16 protein-coding genes are annotated in these 22097 nt (G+C 67.3%); 10 read left to right on the top strand and 6 right to left on the bottom strand.

What is annotated here, in order from left to right:
• A complete protein-coding gene (locus JL100_RS35940) occupies positions 1 to 4863 on the top strand; it encodes a PKD domain-containing protein (protein ID WP_202685278.1) in 4863 nt (1620 codons plus the stop codon).
• 21 nt (positions 4864 to 4884) lie between these two features.
• Positions 4885 to 6624 (top strand): adenylate/guanylate cyclase domain-containing protein, encoded by a 1740-nt coding sequence (locus JL100_RS35935; protein ID WP_202685277.1) that lies wholly within the window; start codon positions 4885 to 4887, stop codon positions 6622 to 6624.
• A gap of 305 nt (positions 6625 to 6929) precedes the next feature.
• Here JL100_RS35935 and JL100_RS35930 read toward each other — a convergent pair whose 3' ends face one another.
• A complete protein-coding gene (locus JL100_RS35930; RefSeq protein ID WP_202685276.1) occupies positions 6930 to 7568 on the bottom strand; it encodes a TerC family protein in 639 nt (212 codons plus the stop codon).
• Positions 7569 to 7645: 77 nt separating this feature from the next.
• A complete protein-coding gene (locus JL100_RS35925) occupies positions 7646 to 8479 on the bottom strand; it encodes a BKACE family enzyme (protein WP_202685275.1) in 834 nt (277 codons plus the stop codon).
• A gap of 326 nt (positions 8480 to 8805) precedes the next feature.
• On the opposite strand from JL100_RS35925, the gene JL100_RS35920 reads away from it, so the two are divergent.
• The 7 genes from JL100_RS35920 (at position 8806) to JL100_RS35890 (ending at position 14216) form a co-directional block, all read left to right on the top strand.
• Positions 8806 to 10221 carry an adenylate/guanylate cyclase domain-containing protein gene (locus JL100_RS35920; RefSeq protein ID WP_202685274.1) on the top strand — a complete coding sequence of 472 codons (1416 nt, stop codon included), beginning with the start codon at positions 8806 to 8808 and terminating at the stop codon, positions 10219 to 10221.
• A 62-nt stretch (positions 10222 to 10283) separates the two neighbouring features.
• Complete coding sequence (locus JL100_RS35915) at positions 10284 to 11012, top strand: DUF6969 family protein (protein WP_202685273.1); 729 nt, start codon at positions 10284 to 10286, stop codon at positions 11010 to 11012.
• A gap of 110 nt (positions 11013 to 11122) precedes the next feature.
• Positions 11123 to 11413 (top strand): hypothetical protein, encoded by a 291-nt coding sequence (locus tag JL100_RS35910; RefSeq protein WP_202685272.1) that lies wholly within the window; start codon positions 11123 to 11125, stop codon positions 11411 to 11413.
• Between the two features lie 155 nt (positions 11414 to 11568).
• Positions 11569 to 12090 carry a DUF302 domain-containing protein gene (locus JL100_RS35905; RefSeq protein ID WP_228421787.1) on the top strand — a complete coding sequence of 174 codons (522 nt, stop codon included), beginning with the start codon at positions 11569 to 11571 and terminating at the stop codon, positions 12088 to 12090.
• Between the two features lie 128 nt (positions 12091 to 12218).
• A complete protein-coding gene (locus JL100_RS35900) occupies positions 12219 to 12788 on the top strand; it encodes an RNA polymerase sigma factor (RefSeq protein WP_202685270.1) in 570 nt (189 codons plus the stop codon).
• A 4-nt stretch (positions 12789 to 12792) separates the two neighbouring features.
• On the top strand, positions 12793 to 12948 hold the full coding sequence (locus tag JL100_RS35895; protein WP_202685269.1) for an NrsF family protein: 156 nt from the start codon (positions 12793 to 12795) through the stop codon (positions 12946 to 12948).
• Positions 12945 to 14216, top strand: coding sequence for a sulfatase-like hydrolase/transferase (locus JL100_RS35890; protein ID WP_202685268.1), 1272 nt, complete (start codon positions 12945 to 12947; stop codon positions 14214 to 14216). Before JL100_RS35895 ends, JL100_RS35890 begins: the two co-directional genes overlap by 4 nt.
• Before the next feature lie 106 nt (positions 14217 to 14322).
• On the opposite strand, the gene JL100_RS35885 is transcribed toward JL100_RS35890, so the two are convergent.
• From JL100_RS35885 to JL100_RS35875, 3 genes are read right to left on the bottom strand one after another with little or no spacing between them, the layout of a single operon-like run.
• Positions 14323 to 14757: a hypothetical protein gene (locus tag JL100_RS35885; protein WP_228421785.1), complete on the bottom strand. Its 435-nt coding sequence runs from the start codon at positions 14755 to 14757 to the stop codon at positions 14323 to 14325.
• A gap of 24 nt (positions 14758 to 14781) precedes the next feature.
• Positions 14782 to 16386 carry an ISL3 family transposase gene (locus tag JL100_RS35880; RefSeq protein ID WP_228420934.1) on the bottom strand — a complete coding sequence of 535 codons (1605 nt, stop codon included), beginning with the start codon at positions 16384 to 16386 and terminating at the stop codon, positions 14782 to 14784.
• A complete protein-coding gene (locus JL100_RS35875; RefSeq protein ID WP_228421783.1) occupies positions 16340 to 17290 on the bottom strand; it encodes a hypothetical protein in 951 nt (316 codons plus the stop codon). Before JL100_RS35875 ends, JL100_RS35880 begins: the two co-directional genes overlap by 47 nt.
• A 383-nt stretch (positions 17291 to 17673) precedes the next feature.
• Here JL100_RS35875 and tnpC point away from each other — a divergent pair, with 383 nt between their 5' ends.
• The gene (gene tnpC, locus JL100_RS35870) at positions 17674 to 19032 is read left to right on the top strand and encodes an IS66 family transposase (RefSeq protein ID WP_202685838.1); all 1359 of its coding nucleotides are present in this window, start codon (positions 17674 to 17676) and stop codon (positions 19030 to 19032) included.
• A 571-nt stretch (positions 19033 to 19603) separates the two neighbouring features.
• On the opposite strand, the gene JL100_RS35865 is transcribed toward tnpC, so the two are convergent.
• On the bottom strand, positions 19604 to 21655 hold the full coding sequence (locus JL100_RS35865) for a HAMP domain-containing methyl-accepting chemotaxis protein (protein ID WP_228421782.1): 2052 nt from the start codon (positions 21653 to 21655) through the stop codon (positions 19604 to 19606).
• Between the last annotated feature and the right edge of the window lie 442 nt (positions 21656 to 22097).

Below are 22097 nucleotides of genomic sequence, written 5' to 3'. Positions count from 1 at the left end.
ATGGCGAAGGGCATCGGCTTGGTATCTCTGTCAACACGTCCCGTCAGGCTGTGCGCCGCCCTGGCGGTCTTGGGGGCGACCACCGGCGCCCTGGCGCAGGGCACGCCACCCGAACGGCCCCTGTCGGTGACCTACGGCCCGAAGGCCCTGCCCGTCGAGGGCGACGACGACCACCGGGAGGTGATCCTCCTCAGCGTTCCCCAGGACAGCCGCGAACAGCTCTTCCTCCGCGTCTTCGACCCGGACCTGGGCGGCGAGCACGACCTGGTCTACGGCAAGCCGGACACCCAGGCCCGCTTCCGACTGTTCGGCGGCGCGGGTGCGTCCACGGACGCCGGGACGGAACTGGCCGCCCGCGACTTCGCCCTGGACCCGGAAAGCGACGGCAAATGGACGACGCTGGCCGCCTTCGACCCGGAGGACGGCGAATTGATGGACGGGCGCCGCGTGTTCAGGCTCGTGGTCGAGGGGCTGGGCGGCGACGACGCCAACCTGTTCACGGCCACGGTCAGCCTGCGCGATCACCGCAACCTGGAACCCCCGGGCTTGCAGGTCCTGGCCTACCGCCCGACGGTCCGGATGCCCGACAAGCGCTCGGTCGCGGAACTGCGCTTCCTGGTCCCCGCCGACGCCCGCAGCCTGACGGTCGCCAACTTCGACGCGGCCAACGGCGAGGTTTCCTTCGCGTCGGCCTTCCGGAGCCAGCCGCTGGCCGCCTCGGGCCAGGGCGACTGGCGTTCCACCACCGTCGCCCTGGCGCCCGGCGAAGCCGGCCAGACGGCGGCGATCCTGTTCGGCGGCGGGGAGGAGGTGCCGAACGACGCCACCTTCACCGTCACCGACGACCAGGGCCGCCCGGTCCCCATCGCCCTTCCCGCCCTGGCGAAGCGGCCCAACCAGCGGCCGCAGGCCGCGGCCGCGGTCGAGACGCTGGCGGACTGCTACTCGGTGTCGTTCGATGCCGGCGCCAGCCTCGATCCGGACGGCGATTCCCTGCGCTACGCCTGGGATTTCGGCGACGGCTCGGCCGGCGAGGGCCGGACCGTCACCCACCGCTATCCCGGCCCCGGCAGCTATTCGGGAACGCTGCGGGTGCTCGACGGCTCCGGCACCATCGGCAACGGCACCGCCCTGCCCGTCCCGGTCTTCCTGAAACGGCCCCCGGCCGCCGAGGCTGGAGCGGACCGGCTGGTGGCGCCGGGGGAGGCGGTCGGGTTCGACGCCTCCGCCTCCCGGGCGGGCGACCGGCCGATCGCCCGGCGCCTGTGGAACTTCGGCGACGGCTCGCGCGGCGAGGGGGTCCGGGCGAGCCGGGCCTATGCCGCTCCCGGCCGCTACACCGTGACCCTGACGGTGGAGGACGACACGGCCCCGCCCTGCAACGCCGGGACCGACACGGCCGTGGTGCGGGTCAACGCGCCGCCGGTCGCCGTGGCGGGGACCGAGGCGCGGCTTTCCGTGGGCGAGGTTCTCCGGCTCGACGGCGGCAGCAGCTATGACGTGGACGGGCGGATATCCGCCCACGCCTGGGACTTCGGCGACGGCGCGTCGGCCGAGGGCCAGGCGGTGGAGCACGCCTTCGACCGGCCCGGAACCTACCGCGTTGTCCTGACCGTTCGCGACGACGCCGACGTCGCCAACAGCGTCACCCGCAGCGCGCTGCGCGCCGTGGTCAACGACCCGCCCACGGCCCAGGCCGGGCCGGACCGGCGGGTGGCGGTCGGCGAGCGGATCCCGTTCGACGCCTCGGCCTCGACCGACCGCGACGGCACCCTGATCGACCATGCCTGGGACTTCGGCGACGGCGCCCGGGGATCGGGCCCGCAGGCGGCCTACGCCTACCGGACGCCCGGCACCTATCGCGTCGGGCTGGTGGTGACCGACGATTCCCGGACCTCGACCAGCACGGGCGAGGACGAGCTGACCGTCACCGTCAACGCGCCCCCCGTGGCCGACGCCGGTCCCGACCAGATCGTGACGGCCAGCCAGGTCTCGTTCGACGGCGGCGGCTCGACCGATCCGGACGGGCGCATCGCGCGCTACGACTGGGACTTCGGCGACGGCTCCACCGGGACCGGGCCGACACCGACCCATGTCTACCGCAAGGTCGGCGACTATCTCGTGCGGCTTACCGTGACCGACGATTCCGGCACCGTGCGGAGCAGCGATTCCGACACGATGCGGGTGCTGGTGAACGCGGCGCCGATCGCCGACGCGGGGCCGGACCAGACCGTCTCGCCCGGCCAGACCGTGACGTTCTCCGCCCGCGGCTCGCTCGATCCCGACGGCGACATCGCCGGCTACCAGTGGGAATTCGGCGACGGCAGCGGCGCCGGCGGCCCGCAGGCGACCCACCGCTTCGCCGAGCCCGGCACCTACCGGGTCCGCCTGACGGTGCGCGACGACACCGGCCAGTCCGACGCGGTGGATTTCGACGAGGCGCTGGTCTTCGTCAATGCCGAGCCGGTCGCCGACGCCGGCCCGGACCGCAGGGCGGCGCCCGGCGAGGAGATCAGGCTGAACGGCTGCAACTCGTTCGACGCCGACGGCCCGCTCGCCGCATACCGCTGGACCTTCAGCGACACGGAGACCCGGGCGGAGAGCTGCGCCACGGCACGGCGGTTCGAGAAGCCCGGCAGCTACACCGCCCGCCTGACCGTGACCGACTCCTCCGGCGCGCTCAACGGCACCGCCCAGGACAGCGTCGCGATCCGGATCAACGCGGCGCCGGTCGCGTCGGCCGGTCCCGACATCGTCAGCGGCACCACGGTCATCGATTTCGACGCCTCGTCCTCCGCCGACGCCGACGGCGACCCGCTGACCTTCCGCTGGGACTTCGGCGACGGTTCCGAACCGGCCGGCGGGGAGCGGGTCACCCACGCCTACGCCGAGGGCGGCGCCTATCCCGTGACCCTGACGGTGGACGACGGCACCGGCCTCGCCAACGCCAGGGCCTCGACCGCGATCACGGTGACCATCAACCAGCCGCCGGTCGCGGTGGCGGGCGACAACCGGCAGGTCTGCGCCGGCGACGTGGTGCTGTTCGACGGGAGCAAGTCGTTCGACCCCGACGGCGGGCTGCTGCGCTACGGCTGGGATTTCGGCGACGGGACCGGGGCCGACACGGTCAATCCGACCAAGACATACCGGTCCGGCGCGGTCTATCCCGTGACCCTGACGGTCCAGGACGAGTCCGGCTTCGACCGCGCCAGCCACACCGACCGGCTGGTCGTCGTGGTGGACGAATCCCCGATCGCGGAGGCGGGACCCGACCGCATGGTCTGCGCCAACACCGAGGTGCATTTCGACGGCTCGCAGTCGCGCGACTTCGACGGCGTGGTCAACCGCTTCACCTGGGACTTCGGCGACGGCAACACGGGCGGCGGCGAGAGCCCCGTCCATGTCTTCCGCCGGCCGGGAAGCTACCGCGTGCTGCTGACCATCGAGGGCGACCGCGGCGGCCAGTGCGACAACACCGACACCGACGAGTTGGCGGTCCAGGTCGCCGCCGCCCCGGTGGCAAGCATCGACGCGCCGGCCCGCATCCCGGTCGGCGCCCCCGCCGCCTTCAGGGCGGGGACCGAGGGGGGCATCGCGGCCTATCGCTGGGACTTCGGCGACGGCACGGCGGCGGAAGGGGCCGAGGTCGAGCACGTCTACGCCCAGCCTGGCCCCTATGTCGCGACCCTGTCGGTCCAGCCGGCGGCGGAGGCGACCTCGTGCAGCGCCGTGACGGTCCAGCACCGCATCATCGCCAACGCCCCGCCGGTGGCGGACGCCGGCCCCGACCGGACCGTGGCGACGCGGGAGGAGGTCGGCTTCGACGGCTCCCTCTCCGCCGACCCGGACGGTGCCGTGACCCGCTACGAGTGGGACTTCGGCGACGGCACCACCGGCACCGGCATGGCGGCGCGGCACCGCTATGCCGAGAGCGGCACGTACAAGGTCACGCTGACCGTGACCGACGACGCCGGCGTGGCCAACAGCACCGTCACCGACACCGCGACCGTGACGGTCAACGCGGCGCCCGAACCCGCCATCGCCGTGGCCGGCGGCGCCTGCTTCGGCCGGCCGGTGGCGCTCAGCGCCGCCGGGTCGAAGGATGCCGACGGCGCCCTGGCGCGGTTCGAATGGGACCTGGGCGACGGCTCCCGGGCCGAGGGGGCCGACATCTCCCACACCTACGCCGATCCCGGCACCTACCATGTCCGGCTGGTCGCCGACGACGGGGCGGGTCTCGCCAACAGCCGCCGGAGCGCCGCTTACGCCCTGCACGTCAACCGGCCCCCGGAAGCCTCGGCCGGGCCGGATCGCGGCACCTGCCCCGGAACCCCGGTCGCGTTCGACGCCTCCGGGTCGATCGACTGGGACGGCAAGCTGGTGGAGTACCGCTGGGACTTCGGCGACGGAACCCAGGCCACGGGGGCCAAGGTCAGCCACAGCTTCGCCCAGCCGGGCCTCTACCCGGTCCGCCTGTCGGTGACCGACGATTCCGGCTCGCCCTGCGCGGTGGCGGAGGACGTGGCCCGGGTCCATGTCAACGCCGCCCCGGTGGTCGAGGCCGGCACCGACCGGGAGGCCTTCGCGGGAGGAGCCCATGACGACGTGCTGTTCGACGCCTCGGCCTCGGTCGATCCGGACGGCTCGGCGCTCGACTATGTCTGGGACCTGGGCGACGGGACGACGCGCACCGGCGAGAAGCTCCGCCACGCCTTCGCCCGGCCCGGACTCTACAAGGTCCGGGTAGCCGTCCGCGACCGCTCCGGCCTGGCCTGCGGGGTGACCGAGGGCGGGCTGACGGTCAACGTCCGCGGGCATGAGGAAACCGTGGCCGAGCGCGACGGCGCCACGGCGCGGCGCTGACCGGTGGGGTAGGAGCATCCGGTGCAGATCAGCCTGCGCAACAAGCTCCTGGTCTTCGCGATCGCCATCGCGGTCGTGCCGCTGCTGGTGGCGGGCCGCAGCATGGTCAGGATCGTCCAGGACGAGCTGAAAAGCTCGGCCAACGGCGACTTGGCCGCCACGGCGGAACAGATCGTGGCGGAGATCAACGACCGGGCCGAACGCACCTGGCTGGCGCCGCTGCTGCTGATCCGCAACGCGCTGGACGACCAGCGGCTCGGCGTGCCGGAGAAGATCGCCCTGCTGACCCTGGGCATCACCGACCTGCCCGAGTTCGCGGCCCTCCAGATCACGGTGGAGGGAGCGCCGGTCCCGGTGGTGGTGACCAACGGCCTGTTCGCCAAGCGCCTGTCCGGCGCCGGACTCGACCCGCTGCAGGTGCTGCGCCTGCCGGAGGAGGCGATCCGCGCCGCCGTGGACAGCGGCGAGGTCAACCGGGGCGACGTCAGCCACGTGCCGGCGACCGACGACTGGCTGGCGACCATCGTCTTGCCGCTGCGCTCCCGTTTCGCCGGGGCGCCGGCGGTCCTGTCGGTCCGGATCGACCTGGACCGCACCCGGCGTTTCCTGGAGAACCACCCCTTCGCCAAGACGGGCTTCGTCACCGTCGTCGACCGGGAGGGCCGCCGGGTGTTCGACCCCGGGCGCGGCGACCTGGGCGGCGTCGCCATGGCGGCCGAGGCGCTGGACCTGCTGAGGACGGGCAACCGGACCATCGCCGCCGGACCCTATGTCCGGCCGGACGGCCAGGCGATGCTGGGCGCCTATGCCTTCCCGCGCCCGTTCGACTGGGTCGTGATGGTCGAGAAACGCCAGGAGGATGCCTATCTCGCGGTGGACCGCATGATCGGAAGCCTGTTCCAGTGGGTGCTGGCCGGCGTGGCGGCCGCAGTCGCCGGAGCGATCCTGCTGGCCATCCGGATCAGCCGGCCGATCATCGAGATCGACCGCGTCGCCGGGGAGGTCGCCCGCGGCAATTTCCAGGCGCGCGTCCGGAACGTGCGTTCCCGGGACGAGATCGGCGACCTGGCCCAGCGAATCAACGCCATGGTGGTCGGCCTGAACGAGCGCTTCCATCTGCAGAAATTCGTTTCCGGCGGAACCATGCTGGCGATCCGCAACTCGGACGGCGGGATCAAGCTGGGCGGCGAGCGCCAGCGCGTCGCCATGCTGTTCTCCGACATCCGCGGCTACACCGCCTTCGCCGAGCGGGTCGATCCCGAGACGGTGGTCGAGATGCTGAACTTCTACTTCCAGCACCAGGCGGAGATCGTGCAGCGCCACCACGGCGACGTGGACAAGTATGTCGGCGACCAGCTCCTCGCCGTGTTCCAGGGGGACGACATGGTGGCGAACGCCGCCCGGGCCGCCCTGGACATCCAGGAGGAGATCGCCTCGCTGAGCGCCCGGCATCCGGACTGGAAGCTGTCCGTCGGGATCGGCCTCCATGCCGGGGAGGTCGTGATGGGCGCCATGGGCAGCCTGGACCGGATGGACTACACGGTTCTGGGCGACAATGTGAACCTCGCGGCCCGGCTGTGCTCCCACGCCAAGCCGGGCAACATCCTGCTGAGCGAGACCGTCGAGCAGGCGATCCGGGACTGCGCCGAGTTCGAGACGGTCAGCCTGCCGCCGGTCACGCTGAAGGGCAAGCGGGACCCGGTCCCCGTCTTCGAGGTGTCCCGACGCGCCACCGCGGGGCTGGCAACGCGCCCGCCCTGATCCGGGCGGTGATGGCGCCGGCGATCATCCGCTTGTTGTAGGCGGACCAGCCCGATGAACGAACCGGAGGGTGCGGTTTCCGACCGATTTGAACCATTCCACACGGCCTGCCTTGTTCGAAACCGGCATGGAATGAAGAAAACTGGCCACAGATCACGGCGATACACTCAGATAATCCGGTCCATATCTTTGTCCATCGCCGTAATCTGTGGCAAGAACCTGAATCACGTTTGCGGCGCCCCCGCTGGAACGGTACCCGATCAGGTCGATCCGCCGCCAGGGAACGCCGCATTCCCGGTGGTTCCTCAGGTCAACCAGGCAGTGTGCGCCAGCACTTCGCGGCTGCCGCGCCAGATCATGTCGAGCGCGACGTAGGTGATGATCACCAGGCCGACCCAGCCGATCCAGCGGTGCTTGTGCAGCACGTGGGCGATCATGTTGGCGGCGGCCCCCATCAGCACCACGGACAGCAGCAGCCCGATGACCAGGATCGTCGGATGGTCCTTGGCCGCACCCGCCACCGCCAGGACGTTGTCCAGCGACATGGACACGTCGGCGACGACGATCTGCCAGATGGCGGCGCCGAAGGTCACGCCCCCGGCGGCCGCCGCGGCCTTCGCCTCCATCGCCTCGTCGGGCGCCACCTCGTCCCTCCCATGGGAGCGCAGCTCGCGGTACATTTTCCAGCAGACCCACAGCAGCAGCACGCCGCCGGCCAGGGTCAGGCCGATGATCGCGAGCAGCTGGGTCGTGATCAGGGCGAAGAAGATGCGCAGGCCGATGGCGGCGCCGATGCCCCAGAAGATGACCCTGCGGCGCTGTTCCATCGGCACCGCGGCGGCGGCCATGCCGACCACGATGGCGTTGTCGCCCGCCAGGACGAGGTCGATGGCGATGACCTGTCCCAGCGCCGCGAGTTGGGACCAGAGATCGATGTTTTCCAAAATGTTTCCCCAGAAGGTTTAAGTGAAAGCGGCAAGCGGGGCCGCCGTTGGTGTCATCGCGGCGGCTTCCCCGTCGGTCAGGCGGCGCGGATACCGAGCAACCGCCTGGCCTCTTCGACGGTCGCGGGCCGGGCGGCGTTCTTCGCGCACAGTTCGGCGGCGATCTGGACCAGCTCGGCGTTGCTGCGGGCCAGACGGTCCCTGGCGATGCGGATATTGTCCTCCAGCCCGGTGCGCACGCCGTCGGCGCCCCGCTCCAGGACCCACCGCATCACCTCGCCCTGGAAGCGCCCGATCCCGGCCGCCGTCCAGGTCGCCTCCGGGATCACCCGCTTCAGCTCGCCCAGCAGGATCTCCAGCAGGTGCTCGTCCGCCGGGATCGCGTTCTTGACGCCCATGACGAACTGGACGTGCGGCCGGCTGCCCATCAGCCCCTCGTCGATCAGCCGCCTGGCGCCGTGGATGTGCGACAGGTCGAAGATCTCGATCTCCGGCCGGATGTCGTTCTCCTTCATCCGGGTGGCGAGGTCGGTCACCAGCGCCGGCGCGTTCTCGTAGACGATGGTCGGAAAATTGACCGAGCCGGTGGACAGCGACGCCATGTCGGGCTTCAGGTAGAGGGCGCTGCCGCGCGCCGCCTGGTCGCGCCCGCGCCCGCCGGTCGAGAACTGGATGATCATGCCCGGGCAATGCTTGCGGATTCCCTCCTGGACCCGAGCGAACAGCTCCGGGCTGGAGGACGGCGTCTCGTCCGGGTTGCGCACATGGATATGCACCAGGCTGGCCCCGGCCTCGAACGCCTCGTGGGTCGATTCCACCTGCTCCGATGGGGTCACCGGCACCGCCGGATTGTCCTTCTTGCGCGGCACCGATCCGGTGATCGCGACGGCGATGACGACGGGTCTGGACATGGATTCTTCTCCCTCCTGGGTGCCTGTTCTTGCTTGGGCGCCGCGCGATGTCCGGGCCTCGACCCCGTCAACAGCGGCGTGGGGGCGCTGGTTCAATCGGGAAACCGACGGGAAGATCGAACCCGATGGAGAGGCTGGCCCGGATCACCGGCCATGACGTCCTCCCCGTTCCGCCGCCCCTGCCGTCAAGCCGTTCCCGAAACGCGCGAAGCCGCGAGAACAGACCAGGTGCCGGGCCGCAAAAGTCAATCACGCAGGTTTGATCATGCTCCTGGCCGCCTACCTGCGATAATGACCTACTATCCCTTGGATATGGTTGTCCTACGATGCAGGTTTGGCTCAGCTACTTTTGCGAATTGCTTCTTGGACGCTATACGCCGATCGAGCGGTTGCCGGAGCACATCCGTATTCGGATCCGGGCGCAAGAGCACGAAAGCGAAGTCCTGATCGGTTGGGTCCAAATCCTTTTGGCCTTGACGTTCACAACCCTCTATTCACTGGCGCCGAAGGCGGCCGACAGTGGTGTCGCCGGTTTGCAGCCGGTCCCCTGGGTCCTGGGAATCTATATCACCTTGACCGTCGTCCGGATCGCCTGGGCAAGCGTCGCGACCTTTCGGCCCTGGCCGTTGACGATCTCGGCCGTGTTCGACATGGGTCTGCTCATGGTGCTGATCTGGTCTTTTCATATCCAGTATGCTCAGCCGCCCAGCTTTTATCTCAAGGCGCCAACTCTTCTGTACGTCTTCATCTTCATTTCGCTTCGAGCGCTTCGTTTCGATCCCCGATATGTGCTGATTACCGGCATGACAGGAGTGGTCGGCTGGGGATTGCTGGTGATCAATGCGGTCGTGGGAGAACTCGGGACGGGTGTGATCACGCGCAATTACATCGAATATATGACGGGAAACAAAATCCTGCTCGGTGCCGAGTTCGACAAGATGTTCGCCATCATCGTGGTAACGCTGATCCTGACGATGGCCCTGGCGCGTGCCCGGCGGCTGCTCGTGCTGGCGGTCACCGAAGGCAGCGCGGCCCGGGAACTGGCCCGCTTCTTCGCACCCGAAGTCGCACGGCGCATCACCGGTGGCGGGGAACGCATCGTCGTCGGCCAGGGGGAGACGTGCGAGGCCGCCATCGTCATGATCGATCTGCGTGGCTTCACGCAACTGACCGCCATCCTGCCGCCTTACGACGTGCTTCGGCTGCTCGGCGACTACCAGCAGCGTATCGTGCCCGTAATCCGGGAACATGGCGGATCGATCGACAAGTTCCTGGGGGACGGCATCATGGCGACCTTCGGGACGGACCGGGCGGCGAACAGCTATGCGGCCGATGCGTTGGCCGCGGCCGACGCCGTACTTGACGCCATGGAGGATTGGAACCGGGCTCGTGAGGCTTCGGGCGCGCCACCCCTGGGCTTTGGAATAGCGGTGACGACCGGTCGCGTGATCTTCGGCGCGATCGGCGACGATACGCGGCTCGAATATACCGTGATCGGCGATCCGGTAAACCTCGCCAGCAAGTTGGAGAAGCACAACAAGGCCGAGGGAACCCGTGCCCTGACGACCTTGGACACCTTCGAGCTGGCTCGGCGCCAGGGGTACGCCGGGGATTGCGCCGCGACCGTGCTGGCCGCGCGGCAAGTCGCCGGCGTCGACCATGTCCTGGATCTCGTCGCCCTGTGTGATTCGTGCGATCGCGGCCTCGGCTCATGGGTGTCCGCAGCTTCGTCGCGACCTTGATGCGGCTATCGCCCGAGGTGAAATCGCCTGCCAATCGAGAGAACCGCCAGGATGGACCCGACATGATGAATCTTGACGACGCGACGATCGAGCGTATGGCCGAAGCGGCGGCGGAGGCCGTGGACTGCGTGCGCGTGCTGCGCAAGGGCGGCGACAACCTCGTCGGCGAGGTGCTGCGCGGCAACGGCACCTTCACCGAGTGGGAGCACTACCCGCCGGACGATGTCTACGACCCGGAGACCCACGCCCAATATTACTTCCATGCCCACCCGCCCGAAGAGCGCGGGTGGCACGACTACGGGCATTTCCATACCTTCCTGCGCCCGGCCGGAATGCCGCCCGGCACGCGGCCGGCGCCGGGGAACGCACCGGCGGACGCCGGTGCCGGCGACGAGGCGGCGCTGTCCCACCTGTTCGCGATCTCGATGAGCCGCGAGGGACTGCCGGTTCGCCTGTTCACCACGAACCGCTGGGTGACCGGCGAAACATGGTACGCGGCCGACGACGTCATCGCCATGCTCGACCGCTTCGTCATCGACCTGCCCCGCCCCTCCTGGCCGCTCAACCGCTGGATCACGGCGATGGCCGTTCTTTTCCGTCCTCAGATCGAGGCGCTGCTGCGCGGGCGCGACCTTGCGATAGCCCGGCGACGGACCGCGCACCCGGACACCGACGTCTTCGAGGACCGGGGCCTGGAGATCACCTCGGCGCTCGACATCTCGCTGGTGGACCAGGTGGCGGCGGTCAAGGCCGCCTGGGACGCCCGATCAAGCCGCATCACATCGGCGTGATGCGGGCTCCTGCGATACGGGCGACCGTAACCTGGCGCTCCTGCGGAACGAACCCGGTCCGGGAAGCCGACGCAGGTTTCCGCACGCCAACGAGACGACGGGAGAGAGAGATGACGGGCATGAGGAAAATGATGCTGATCGCCGGGGCCGCTGCGCTGATCGGCGGAGCGGCGACCGTCGCCGGGCCGGCCGGAGCGCAGGCCAATCCCTGCGCGCCCAAGGCGGCCAACCCCTGCGCGGCCAAGGCCGCAGCCAACCCGTGCGCGGGGAAACCGGCCGCCAACCCGTGCGCGGTCAAGGCCTCGGCCAACCCCTGCGCGGCCAAGGTTTTGGCCAATCCGTGCGCGGCCAAGGCCGCCGCCAGTCCGTGCGCGCCGGTGAATCCCTGCGCCGCGAAGTGACCGCGGTCAGGTGACCGCCCAAGTCCGCGGGGACCGGGCACCTTCCCCGGCCCTCGCGGACGATGGGATCGAAGCCGTGCACGCATGCGCATGCTCCACGCCGCGCGGGCGGGAACCCGGGTATGATGCGCACCCAACCTGCCCCGGAGGCCGACATGAAACGCGCTCCCTTCGCATCGACACTGTTCGCATCGACATTGGTCGCATTGACACTGGTTGCCTCCTTGCCCGCCGTGCAAGCGAATGCCCAGACGGATGCCGCGATGGTTGGTGGCGGTGCGCAGCGCTCGGGAACGGTCGTGATCGACACGGACGTTCCCTTCACCGCCTTCGACGACCGGCTGCGTCAAGCCATCAAGGAGAACCGGATGGGCATCGTGGCCGAAGCGAGCGCTACCCGGGGTGCGCAGTCCATCGGCGTCACGATTCCCGGCAACGCGGTAATCATGGTGTACCGCCCCGATTTCGCCGTGCGGATGCTGAAGGCCAGCGTGCCGGCCGGGATCGAGGCGCCCTTGCGCCTGTACCTCACGGAAGCCGACGACGGCACGGCGACGCTGACCTATCGCAAGCCGTCCAGCGTCTTCGCTCCTTACGGGAATGCCGAACTCGATTCCATGGCCGGGGAATTGGACGGCATCTTCGCGAAGATCGTCGCCGACGCGCAGTCCCGATGACCGGCGGCGCCGATCACGCCGCTCACGCAAACGTGTGAAGGCTTGAAGCGCGTTCCGCAGGGGAATCCGGGCATTCTCGTCCGACCGCAACCCCAACCGCAAACAGGGACATGCGGATGGAGATGCAGATGCCGGACGACGATCGGGATCACCTGGCGGTGCTGATGCGCGCGGCACAGGCCGGGAACGCCGCTGCCTATGCACGCCTGCTGCGAGAGGTAGCGCCCATCGTGCGGCGCACCGTCGGAAGCCGCTGGGGCACCGGCCCGGATGCCGAGGACATCGTGCAGGACGTGCTGCTGTCGGTCCACGCCGTGCGCCACGCCTACGATCCGGGGCGTCCGTTCCTGCCCTGGCTGCTTGCCATCGTCCGCAATCGGGTGGCCGACGCCGCCCGCCGCCATGCCCGGCGGGCAGTCAGCGAAGTGGCGATCGAAGCCCCGCCGGAAGCCTTTTCACCCGAACACTTCGCCGGTGACGCTGCGGGTACGGATCGGGAAGGCATAACGTCCGACCGCCTCCGGATCGCGATCGCCGACCTGCCGCGCAGGCAACGGATCGCGGTCGAGTTGCTGAAGGTTGACGAAATGAGCCTCAAGGAAGCCGCCGCGGCGACCGGCATGAGCGTTGCCGCGCTGAAGGTCGCCATGCACCGAGCCATCAGGTCGTTGCGCGCGGCGCTCGGCAGGGGAGCCTGACGCCATGCGGACAGACGATCTCATCCTGCGGCTGTTCCATGCGCAGGACGCCAGCCTCATGGTGCTGTTCTGGCAGTTCGGGACGGTGGCGCTGCTGACCGCCATGCCCTGTGCGGCGGGACGCCGGATCCTGCGCTGGCGGCATGCCGCGAGCGCGTGAGGAGCCTTTCCCGCGCCGGTGGCCTGACCACGCCGGACCCCATCGGCAACCCCGGCGAGGGCCTGGGCGGCGTCCCGTCCAACGCGACGCACGGGTCGGTGACGCCGAACGACAGCCTGATCGCCGCCCAGGCCATCGGCTGGATGCGGAACCGCATCAACAAGGAGAACGTGAAGGCCCAGCTGCGGGAGAATGCCGGCGCGGAACAGGGCGCCGCCGCCGAGGCCCGCATCGAGGCCGAGCGCTACACCGGCCTCTTCAAGGAAGCGGACCTGACGCCGGCGCTCGCTTACGGCGTCAACATCGTGCAGCAGGAGACGCCGCCCGACTGCCACTATGCCCTGCCGGAAAACTGGGAATCGGCCGGGCAGCTCGCGTCCAAGCCGAAGCTGCAGCGCTATTTCCGCACCTGGTCGGACGTGATCTGGGGCGGCATCAGCGACGACGGGTCCGGGACGGGCTTCAAGGTCGTAAAGTCGGACCTCCCGGGCCAGGGCGCCGCGTTCGCGCCGTTCGACTACTGGATCAAGGCCCAGAACGTCTATAACCAGACCATTCTCGAAGTGGACCGCCAGATCGGCCAGTTCCTGGGCAACATCCCGCCGGGGATCCGCGAAAATTCGGTCGTGATCTTCACCTCCGACCATGGCGAATACTCCAGCGCCCACGGACTCCAGGGCAAGGGCGGCGTCTACAGGGAGCCCGTCCAGGTTCCCCTGATCGTCCGCGATTTCACCGGCCGGTACGCCCGGTTCCCGGAGGTCCCGCGCACCCATCTGACCTCCAGCGTCGATCTCGTGCCGTTCTACCTGTCGCTCGCCACCGGCGGGAACGACTGGCTGAAGGATCCGACGCTCCACGCCCTCTACGGCAGCCGGGCCGACCTGTTCACGATGCTGTCGGAACCGGGCGCTCCCGGCCGCGCCTATGCGCTGCATTCGACCGACGAGATTTACCCGAACGTGGACAATTACTGGCGGGCGCCGGAGCATGCCGTCGGCGTCATCACGGAGACGGGCAAGCTCGGCACCTATTCCTTCTGGAAGACGAACGAAGCCACTCCCCAGCCGGAAGGGATGGAATACGAGTACTACGACTACCGCACGGAACGGGGCCGGCTCGAACTGGACAGCCAGCCCGACCATCCGGAAGCCGACGCGCTGAAGAAGCTGTTCTTCGCGAAGCTGGTGCCCGACGAACTCCAGAAACCCCTCCCTGCCGAGTTCGTCGAAGCCCGGAACGAAGCCATGCAGACCTACTGGACCTAAGCAAGGAACTGAACGAACCGCAGGTCCGGGAGCTGCGGGGCTCCCGGGTCTTGCTCCGGGTCACTCGAGCCGACGCTCCGGGCCTGCTCCTCCATGAACAGCGGCGTCAGCCGCCATTCCGAAGGACAATATCGGTAACCGTGACGCTGGTGCTGCCCGTCCGGAACAATTCGAAACAGGTCTTGTCCGAGATCGCCGTGAATTCGTAAACGTTCGCTCCTTTGACGAAGCTGATGCCTTCCCGGCAGATGACGGACTCGTCCCTGGCGTAGCCGATGCCGCATTGTTCGGACTTGACGAAGCCTCGCCTGCCGACAGTGATGTAGCCGTTGTAAGGCTTTTGCGGCCACGCGATCTTGTTTCCATTCCGGACCGCGCCCGCAGGGAGGCCTTTGCAAGGATACACGAAGTTGGATTCGGCCGGCAGGCCGGGCGCCTCGGTAACGTAGACATCTTTGAAAGTGATGGGGAAAACCGGAGTGCCGGTTTCGGTAAAATAGTAGGTCCATCCGCATTCCCGGTGCACCAGCGGTAAGTGCATTTCCACATCATGTTTTCTCCGATGTCATGCGGCCTCCAGAACCCGATAGCGCAACAGGTCGAAGCCAGCCCGCCCGCACATGGTACGCTTGATCGTCTTGAGCCGACTGACCTGACCTTCCACCGGGCCGCTGCTCCATGACAGCGACAGCCCGGCACGAACCGCCGCCAAGTCCCGTTTCAGGCCGCCGGCAAACCCGGCCAGCGCCGTTCCCTGCGCTGCCGCGAGCCACGGATCTAATCCGTCGGCCCGCCTCTCCCGCACCATCGTACGGAACTCCCGCGCCAGCGCGATCACCGCGGTCAGGTCCGGCGATCCGGCAAGCAGCGCCTCGACGAACTTCCCTGCGGTGTCGTCGATCTCGTCGGCATCGGCCACCACCAGCCACGCCGCGCGCCGGCCGGAGGGTGCTTTCCAGGCGGTCGCGGACGACGCCGCGTCGGCAGACCCCGCACCGGTGCCCCGCAACCGGCGCCGAACCCATTCCTGCACGGTCTTGGGCCGGCCCGAATAGCCCCGGTCACGGATTTCCCGCCACAGCCGGGCGGTGTTGGTGCAGCCCTCGGCCCAGCGCTGCCGCAGGTACTCGGCATGGCGGTCGATTGTGCTCCCATAAGCCGGTTTGCTCCACGACGGAGGCCGGCCCGCCCGCAGCCATGTCCGAATCGTGGCACGGTCCAGGCCGGTGCTGCGGGAGATAGCACTCTGGGACCAGCCGCGGGCGTTCAGTGCTGCAACTTCCTCGAAACGGGCCTGCCGCGCCGCCCGCTTGTCCAGCGTGCGCTGCTGGCTGCGGGTCAGAGGCCGGGACTCCGGCGGAGCGTTGGGAACCGGAACCGTCGTCACCGCCGTGGCTGCCTTGGTCGCAGTGCGGATGGCCCGGTGATGCCGGTCGAGAACGCCGGCCAGGGCGTCGCCGAGATTGCGCAGAAGATGCCAACGGTCAGCCACCTGGACCGCGTCCGGGGCGCCGGTCCGGGCGCCGTCGGCATAGGCACCGGCCCGGTCTCGGGCGACGATCTCCACGCCGGGGTGTGCCTTCAGCCAAGCGGCGACTGTTTCTCCGTCGCGATCGGGCAGCAGGTCAATGGGGCGGCTGCGCTCCAGATCGACGATGAGGGTGCCGTAGCGCCGGCCACGCCGCCAGGCCCAGTCATCGATGCCGACGACGCGCGGGGACGGTGCCACCGGGAGGGGAGCCGCCCGGATCAGGCGCAGCAGGGTGTCGCCGCTGACCGGCATGGCGAGCCGGTCCGCCAAGCGGGCGCCCGACTCGCCTCCGGCATGCAGGGCGATGCGGCGCTGCGCCTCGGCGAGGCGGACGGTCCGCCGAACCCTCGGCAGGGCCACCTCCGGCAGGCGCTCGGCGAAGATCCGGCGCGGGCATCCGGGGGCGGAGCAGCGAAAGCGCCGGACCTGAAGATCGAGATGGCCTATCCGGCCTTGCCAGGGGAGATCCCCAAGATGCCGGATGTAGCGGCTGTGGACGCGACGCGAGCGGCGCCGGCACAAGGGACAGGACGCTGTGGCGGCGCGAGCACGAACGGCGACGACGACACGATCAGGGTGGACGACAACCTGCTCAACCGCGAGACCGGCAGGGAGCAGGGACAGCAACGAATTGGACACGGAGAAGACGGCACTCTCGGGGAAAAGCGTTTCTCCTCATATGGTTATCCTCACCCTCTGGCGCACTCGCCCTGCACCGGGAATGCGGATGGACCAAATAGTAGAGCCAGGACCGTCTGTCCTGACCGGGAAGCTTGGCTGCCTCGACACGCTCCATCGTGATCGTGCCGATCGAGTATCCAAGCCGGTTCCTTGGTTCCAGCATGAAAGCCTGGTACTGCGTCGTCGTGGTGACGTTATAGAAACCTAAGTTCTTGACCGACCCTTGCGGCTGAAAGCAATCGCCGTGGGTTCCGTTCAGTGAACCTTTGATGTTCTCTATCCGGCAGTTTTGCATGATGAAGTTACCACTGGATGCACCCGGCTCGTGAAAATAGCCTACTCCATCCTTAGAGCCGACACGGGCATGGTCGACATGAATACCTTCAATGTAAACCGTACCGTGGTTGCGAGTGAAATTCAGTGTACCGACCGCGCTGCCAAAGTAGTTGGGAGCGAATTTGCCACCGATCAAGACGATGTTCCGGCCGCCGACGGTTTGGAGACGGTCATGAGTCCAAGGTGTTGACTTTGGCAAAAAGACCACATCTTCCGTCGCGCCGAATGTCCAAATTTTCTTGTCAGCGGCAACTTTATTCAAGTCTATGACGGTCGGATTGTTCAGGAAGGGTGGCAACCACCGAATGGCCGATTTGGTAACCCGGAAAGTACCGGCGGTGCTGCTGGCGGTCCAACAGATCCTGTATCTGTTGCCTGCCCGGGTATGGAATACCTTACGAGCGATCGTGGTCAACCTGCCCGTAGCTGTGACGGCGGTGGCAGCATTGGCAGCGGTCGTTTCGGATTGGAAGCCGCTACAAAAAGAGAACGCAAGAGCGGCTTGAAGAAACGTCCTACGTTTCATCTTTCTCACTCCAGGTAGCCACTGAGATTTACAGCGTGCGATGCCGCGCACAATGCGCTCAAGAGTGCATTCTGCCAGAGATCGCAGCCCGATCTCTACGTGGTCATGATTTTAACAGATCAAGACAGTCCACAGGAACTACATGGGTCCTCATCGAGTTCCTGATTCATCCCGCCAAGAAACTTAGGGGACGGTTTCGATCTCATCGGATTGTGATGACATGCACACACTCCTTCCAAGTGAAGTGGATTTTTTTGATTTCAATCACTTCAAAAAAGATCAACCAGTCGAATTTTAATTTCTGAGCACGTTCTTCTGAGTGATTGCTCACGGGGTTGGCGAAAAGGGTTGCGCTGCGGCTTGGAATATGAGTCAAGGATGGGATGGAGAAACCGCCGCGTTACCGTCTGAGTGAGGCTGAGAAGGACGCCCTGCTGGTCGAGCAGGCGGCGCTGATCGAGCGTCTGGCGGCGCGGGTTGCCGAACTGGAAGCGCTGATCGGGAAGCCGCGGAAGACGTCGGCCAATTCGCACATTCCGCCGTCGCAGGACGGCCCCGGCGGTGCGTCGCGTACGGCGGACGCCAAGCGCCGGCGCAAGCCGCGGCCGTCGCGCCCCGGAGTATCGCGCCCGCTGGCCGACGATCCGGACCGGACCGAGCGCCGCCTGGTCGAGGGCTGCCCGCATTGCGGGACGGCGGTGCCCGAGAGCGCCCAGCGGTGCCGGCACCGCTACGACCACATCGACCTTCCGGTGATCCGCCCGGTGGTGACGCGGGTCGAGCTGTTCGGCGGCCGGTGCGGCGATTGCGGGCGGCGCTACCGGGCCGCCCCGCCCGCCGCCATGCCGCCGGGCACCCCGTTCGGACCGGGCATCCGGGCACTGCTGGCCTATCTGCACCACAGCCATCATGTCGGCTTCGAGCGGCTGTCGCGGATGCTGGAGGAGTTGTTCGGACTGACGATCTCAGAGGGCGCCATCGCCAATGCGTTGCGCCGCATGGGCACGGCGTTCGACACGGCCTGCGCGGCGATCAAGGCCAAACTCCTGGGGGCTTCCGTCATCGCCTCGGACGAGACCACGACGCGGGTCAACGGCGTGATCCACTGGCAATGGGTGTTCCATTCCGGGCAAGCCGTGCTGCACACCATCGCCCCCAGCCGCGCCCGGGCGGTGGCCGCCGGGATCCTGGGCGGGCATCGGCCCGAGGTCTGGATCTCCGACCGCTACGCCGGGCAGCAGGAACTGGGACGGGTCCACCAGGTCTGCCTGGCCCACGTTCTCAGGGACGTGCAGTACGCCATCGACTGCGGCGACACCATGGTCGCACCCAGGATCCGCGATCACCTGCTCTGGGCCATCCGCGTCGGCAAACGAAGACCGGGCCTGAAGGACAGCACGCTTGCCGCCTACGCCGCAAAGGCCGAGCGCGGCCTCGATGCCCTGGTCGGTACCCCCGCCGCCCATCCGGCCGGACGCGAGTTGCAGCGGCTGGTCAAGGCATGGCGCGGCAAGTTCTTCGTCTTCCTCGCCGACCGCCGCGTGCCGCCGACCAACAACGCCAGCGAGCAGGAAATTCGCCCGTCCGTGGTCTTCCGCAAGGTCACCAACGGCTTCCGATCCGACTGGGGACCCGGCATCCACGCCGGGTATCGATCCGTGACAGGAACGGCGCGTCGGCAAGGTCAATCCGCCTGGACCGCCGTACGCCACCTCGTCGGTGGAACCTTCGCCGTCACCTGACGGCTCGCGATCCGCCAACCCCGTGAGCAATTACTCTTCTGATATAGGAACTTAAATTTCGTACTTTTCGACGTTTGATTGATATACCAAAAGGTTTATTTATTGCCAAATCCGTCACTGTGTGACGGCTCGCATTTGAATGAAGAGAAACCATATTACATCTGTGATTTTTTTAATGTAAAAGAATATCGGTATAGACACCTTTGGCTAGGCGGCATTTTATTCATACTTAAAGGTATATTCCACCAGTCTACCCAATGGCGCAGCTGTAAGGCGCGCCGGCTAGAACTCAGCTCTATCGGCGCGAGTGGCGATCCCCGACGCGGTCAACTCACCTACCGTCATCACGGGGCGATACCTTGGTCACCGTCAACACTGATGATGAGCCCGATGTCGAGTTCCAGGTCGTGATCCATGGATTGGCGGATATCGGCAAAGGCGAGGTGCTGATCCATTGAGCGTCGGGCGCCCAAACGGGCGTATCCGGAACCTCAGGTAAATGGTTTGGAAGCATATCCCGGACGAAAGCCCCGCGGCGAACACCGCGGGGCCGGGTTCAGAACAGGAGAAGTTATGCGGCCCGCACGGTCGCGATGAAGTTCGTCACCTCGATGCGCAGCCTCTCGGCATCCCGCGCCAGCCCTTCCGAAGCGCCGAGCACCTGGGAAGCGGCGGCCCCCGTCTCCCCGGCGGCCTGGGTCACGCCGGTGATGTTCACCGACACCTCGTCGGTTCCCCGCGAGGCCTGGCTGACGTTGGAGGAGATGTCGCGGGTGGCGGCGCTCTGCTCCTCGATCGCGGCGGCGATGGTCGTGGTGATCTCGTTCATCTGCCCGATGATCCTGCCGATCCCGTCGATCGCCGCCTGGGCGCCGCCGGTCGCCCCCTGGATCTCGCCCACCTTCGACTTGATCTCCTCGGTCGCGCGGGCGGTCTGGGTCGCCAGCGACTTGACCTCCGAGGCCACCACCGCGAAGCCCTTGCCGGCCTCCCCGGCCCGCGCCGCCTCGATGGTGGCGTTCAGCGCCAGCAGGTTGGTCTGCCCGGCGATGGTGTTGATCAGCTCCACCACCTGGCCGATCTGCTCGGCCGCCTGGACCAGCACCTTCATGGTCTCGTTGGTCCGTTCGGCTTCCGCCACCGCCTGGCCGGCGATCTGGCTGGAGCTGCTGACCTGCCGGCCGATTTCGGCGATGGAGGAGGACAGCTCCTCGGTCGCGGCGGCCACGGTCTGGACGTTGGCCGAAGCCTGTTCCGACGCGGCGGCCACCGCCGTCGCCTGCTGGCTGGTGGTGTCCGCGGTATGGGTCATCACCGCGGCCGTGCTCTGCATCTCGGTGGCGGCGGAGGCCACCGTCTCGACGATCCCCTTGACGCTGGCCTCGAAGGAGTCGGCGAGCTTCAGCATCGCCGCCTTGCGCTCGGCGGCGGCCCGCGCCCCGGCCTCCCTGGCTTCCCGCTCCATCTCGCGGGTGCGGATCATGTTGTCCTTGAAGACCTGCACCGTGACGGCCATCTGGCCGATCTCGTCCTTCCGCCCGACCGCCGGTATCGCGACATCGGTATCGCCGCCGGCAAGCCGCCGCATGGCATCGGTCATGGAGATCACCGGCACCGCGATACTGCGCCCGATCAGCCAAGCCAGCACCAGCCCGATGGCCAAAGCGGCACCACAGAACGCCAGCGCCGCAGTCTTGGCGGTCGCCGCGTCTTCGGTCGCTGCGGCCTGCACCGCCGCCCGCAGGTCTTTGGAAGCGTTCAGGATGACCTCCGTCTTATCCTGAAGCGGGGCCATGGTCTCGGCCATCCGGTCGACGGCGGCTTCGATGTCCAGCGTCAGCCCGGCGATTTCCGCGAAACCCTCGGCGTAGTCCGAGAGCAGTTTCCGCGCCTCGCTCAGCCGTTCCGCCTGTCCCGGAGCCAGCGACAGGGCCGTCAGTTCGGTGAGCTGCCTACCGACTCCGTCGAGTTCCTTGGCGACGCGGTCGGCCTCCTCCTTCTTATTCTTGGAGTCCAGGAAGCGTGCGGCGACCACCCGCGCCAGAAGGAAGCTCTCGCCGGCCTGTGCCGACTTGGCGATCGTTTCGGGGCTGCCGCCATTGATCTCCGCGACACGCAAGTCGGTCAGGACCTTGCGCAGCTTGGCGCCCAGGTCGGTCAGGATCTGTGCTTCCTGGGTGGTCTTGCGTGCGTTCTTCTCAACTATGCTCTGAAGGGACGAGCTGTAGAAGGTCTTCATATCCAGGATTTCTTCGACAACCCTGATGTTCTCAGGCATCGTCATCAAGGCCCTCGCGGCGGCCAGGGCATCGTCGGCGAGGCGCCACTTCGCCTCGAAGTCGGCGACATGCTTCTTGTCGCCGCTCTCGATGAACTGCCGGACGGCCAGACGGGCCTGAAGGATCTCCGACTCCGCGTCGGAGATGCTGCCCGCCACATTGGTCTGGACCGTGTAGTTGCGGAGGTTGTTTTCACCGTCCTGGGCGGAAAACCAGAACAACCCGCCGAGACCGATCAGAACGGCGAGGAGGGCACCGAAGCCGGCATTGATTTTGGTCTGGGTCTTCAGATTGCCGAAGAAATGCGCCGGACCCTGCCGCTGCGTTGTTGAAATCGTATTCACTTGCGCCTCGCATGATTGGCGGCTCATCCGACGAGCCGTCCCTTGACCGAAAAAAGACAATTCGCGGCACGAGTCGACACGCCTGCCACCGAAGCCTTGATGAGGTCCCATTTAGAGAGCATGAAGCATGCCAACTCGAAGTAGATAAAAAGCGATATATGAAAGTTCATATTATTTCTGTGTTTGGCTCCTCAGGCTCCGGGAATGACAGAAAATCGGCACAAGATCGTCAGCCCTTATCAACGATCGAAGTGATTTATTTTTTGTTAATCTTACAAAACCTCGCATACTGCGAAAAAGCCAAGTGCTGGTTCCCGTTTTGCAAATCATGACAAGGCGCATCCTCTCCCATCAGCGCGTCGATCGGCGACCGGTCCCGCAGCATCGCCTTCATCGCCATGCGCACGTCCGCGTCGGCTTCAGCGAACCGCTGGCAACCTCA

Source organism: Skermanella mucosa (assembly GCF_016765655.2).
Lineage (GTDB): Bacteria > Pseudomonadota > Alphaproteobacteria > Azospirillales > Azospirillaceae > Skermanella > Skermanella mucosa.
This window is presented reverse-complemented; position numbering and strand designations above follow the sequence as displayed.

What these genes read in the sequence shown, in the direction of transcription:
- JL100_RS35940 (WP_202685278.1), top strand. Translation starts at nt 1, where the DNA reads ATGGCGAAGGGCATCGGCTTGGTATCTCTGTCAACACGTCCCGTCAGG.
- JL100_RS35925 (WP_202685275.1), bottom strand. Translation starts at nt 8,479, where the DNA reads ATGTCCAGACCCGTCGTCATCGCCGTCGCGATCACCGGATCGGTGCCG.
- JL100_RS35920 (WP_202685274.1), top strand. Translation starts at nt 8,806, where the DNA reads ATGCAGGTTTGGCTCAGCTACTTTTGCGAATTGCTTCTTGGACGCTAT.
- JL100_RS35915 (WP_202685273.1), top strand. Translation starts at nt 10,284, where the DNA reads ATGATGAATCTTGACGACGCGACGATCGAGCGTATGGCCGAAGCGGCG.
- JL100_RS35910 (WP_202685272.1), top strand. Translation starts at nt 11,123, where the DNA reads ATGACGGGCATGAGGAAAATGATGCTGATCGCCGGGGCCGCTGCGCTG.
- JL100_RS35905 (WP_228421787.1), top strand. Translation starts at nt 11,569, where the DNA reads ATGAAACGCGCTCCCTTCGCATCGACACTGTTCGCATCGACATTGGTC.
- JL100_RS35900 (WP_202685270.1), top strand. Translation starts at nt 12,219, where the DNA reads ATGCCGGACGACGATCGGGATCACCTGGCGGTGCTGATGCGCGCGGCA.
- JL100_RS35895 (WP_202685269.1), top strand. Translation starts at nt 12,793, where the DNA reads ATGCGGACAGACGATCTCATCCTGCGGCTGTTCCATGCGCAGGACGCC.
- JL100_RS35885 (WP_228421785.1), bottom strand. Translation starts at nt 14,757, where the DNA reads ATGCACTTACCGCTGGTGCACCGGGAATGCGGATGGACCTACTATTTT.
- JL100_RS35875 (WP_228421783.1), bottom strand. Translation starts at nt 17,290, where the DNA reads ATGAAACGTAGGACGTTTCTTCAAGCCGCTCTTGCGTTCTCTTTTTGT.
- tnpC (WP_202685838.1), top strand. Translation starts at nt 17,674, where the DNA reads ATGGAGAAACCGCCGCGTTACCGTCTGAGTGAGGCTGAGAAGGACGCC.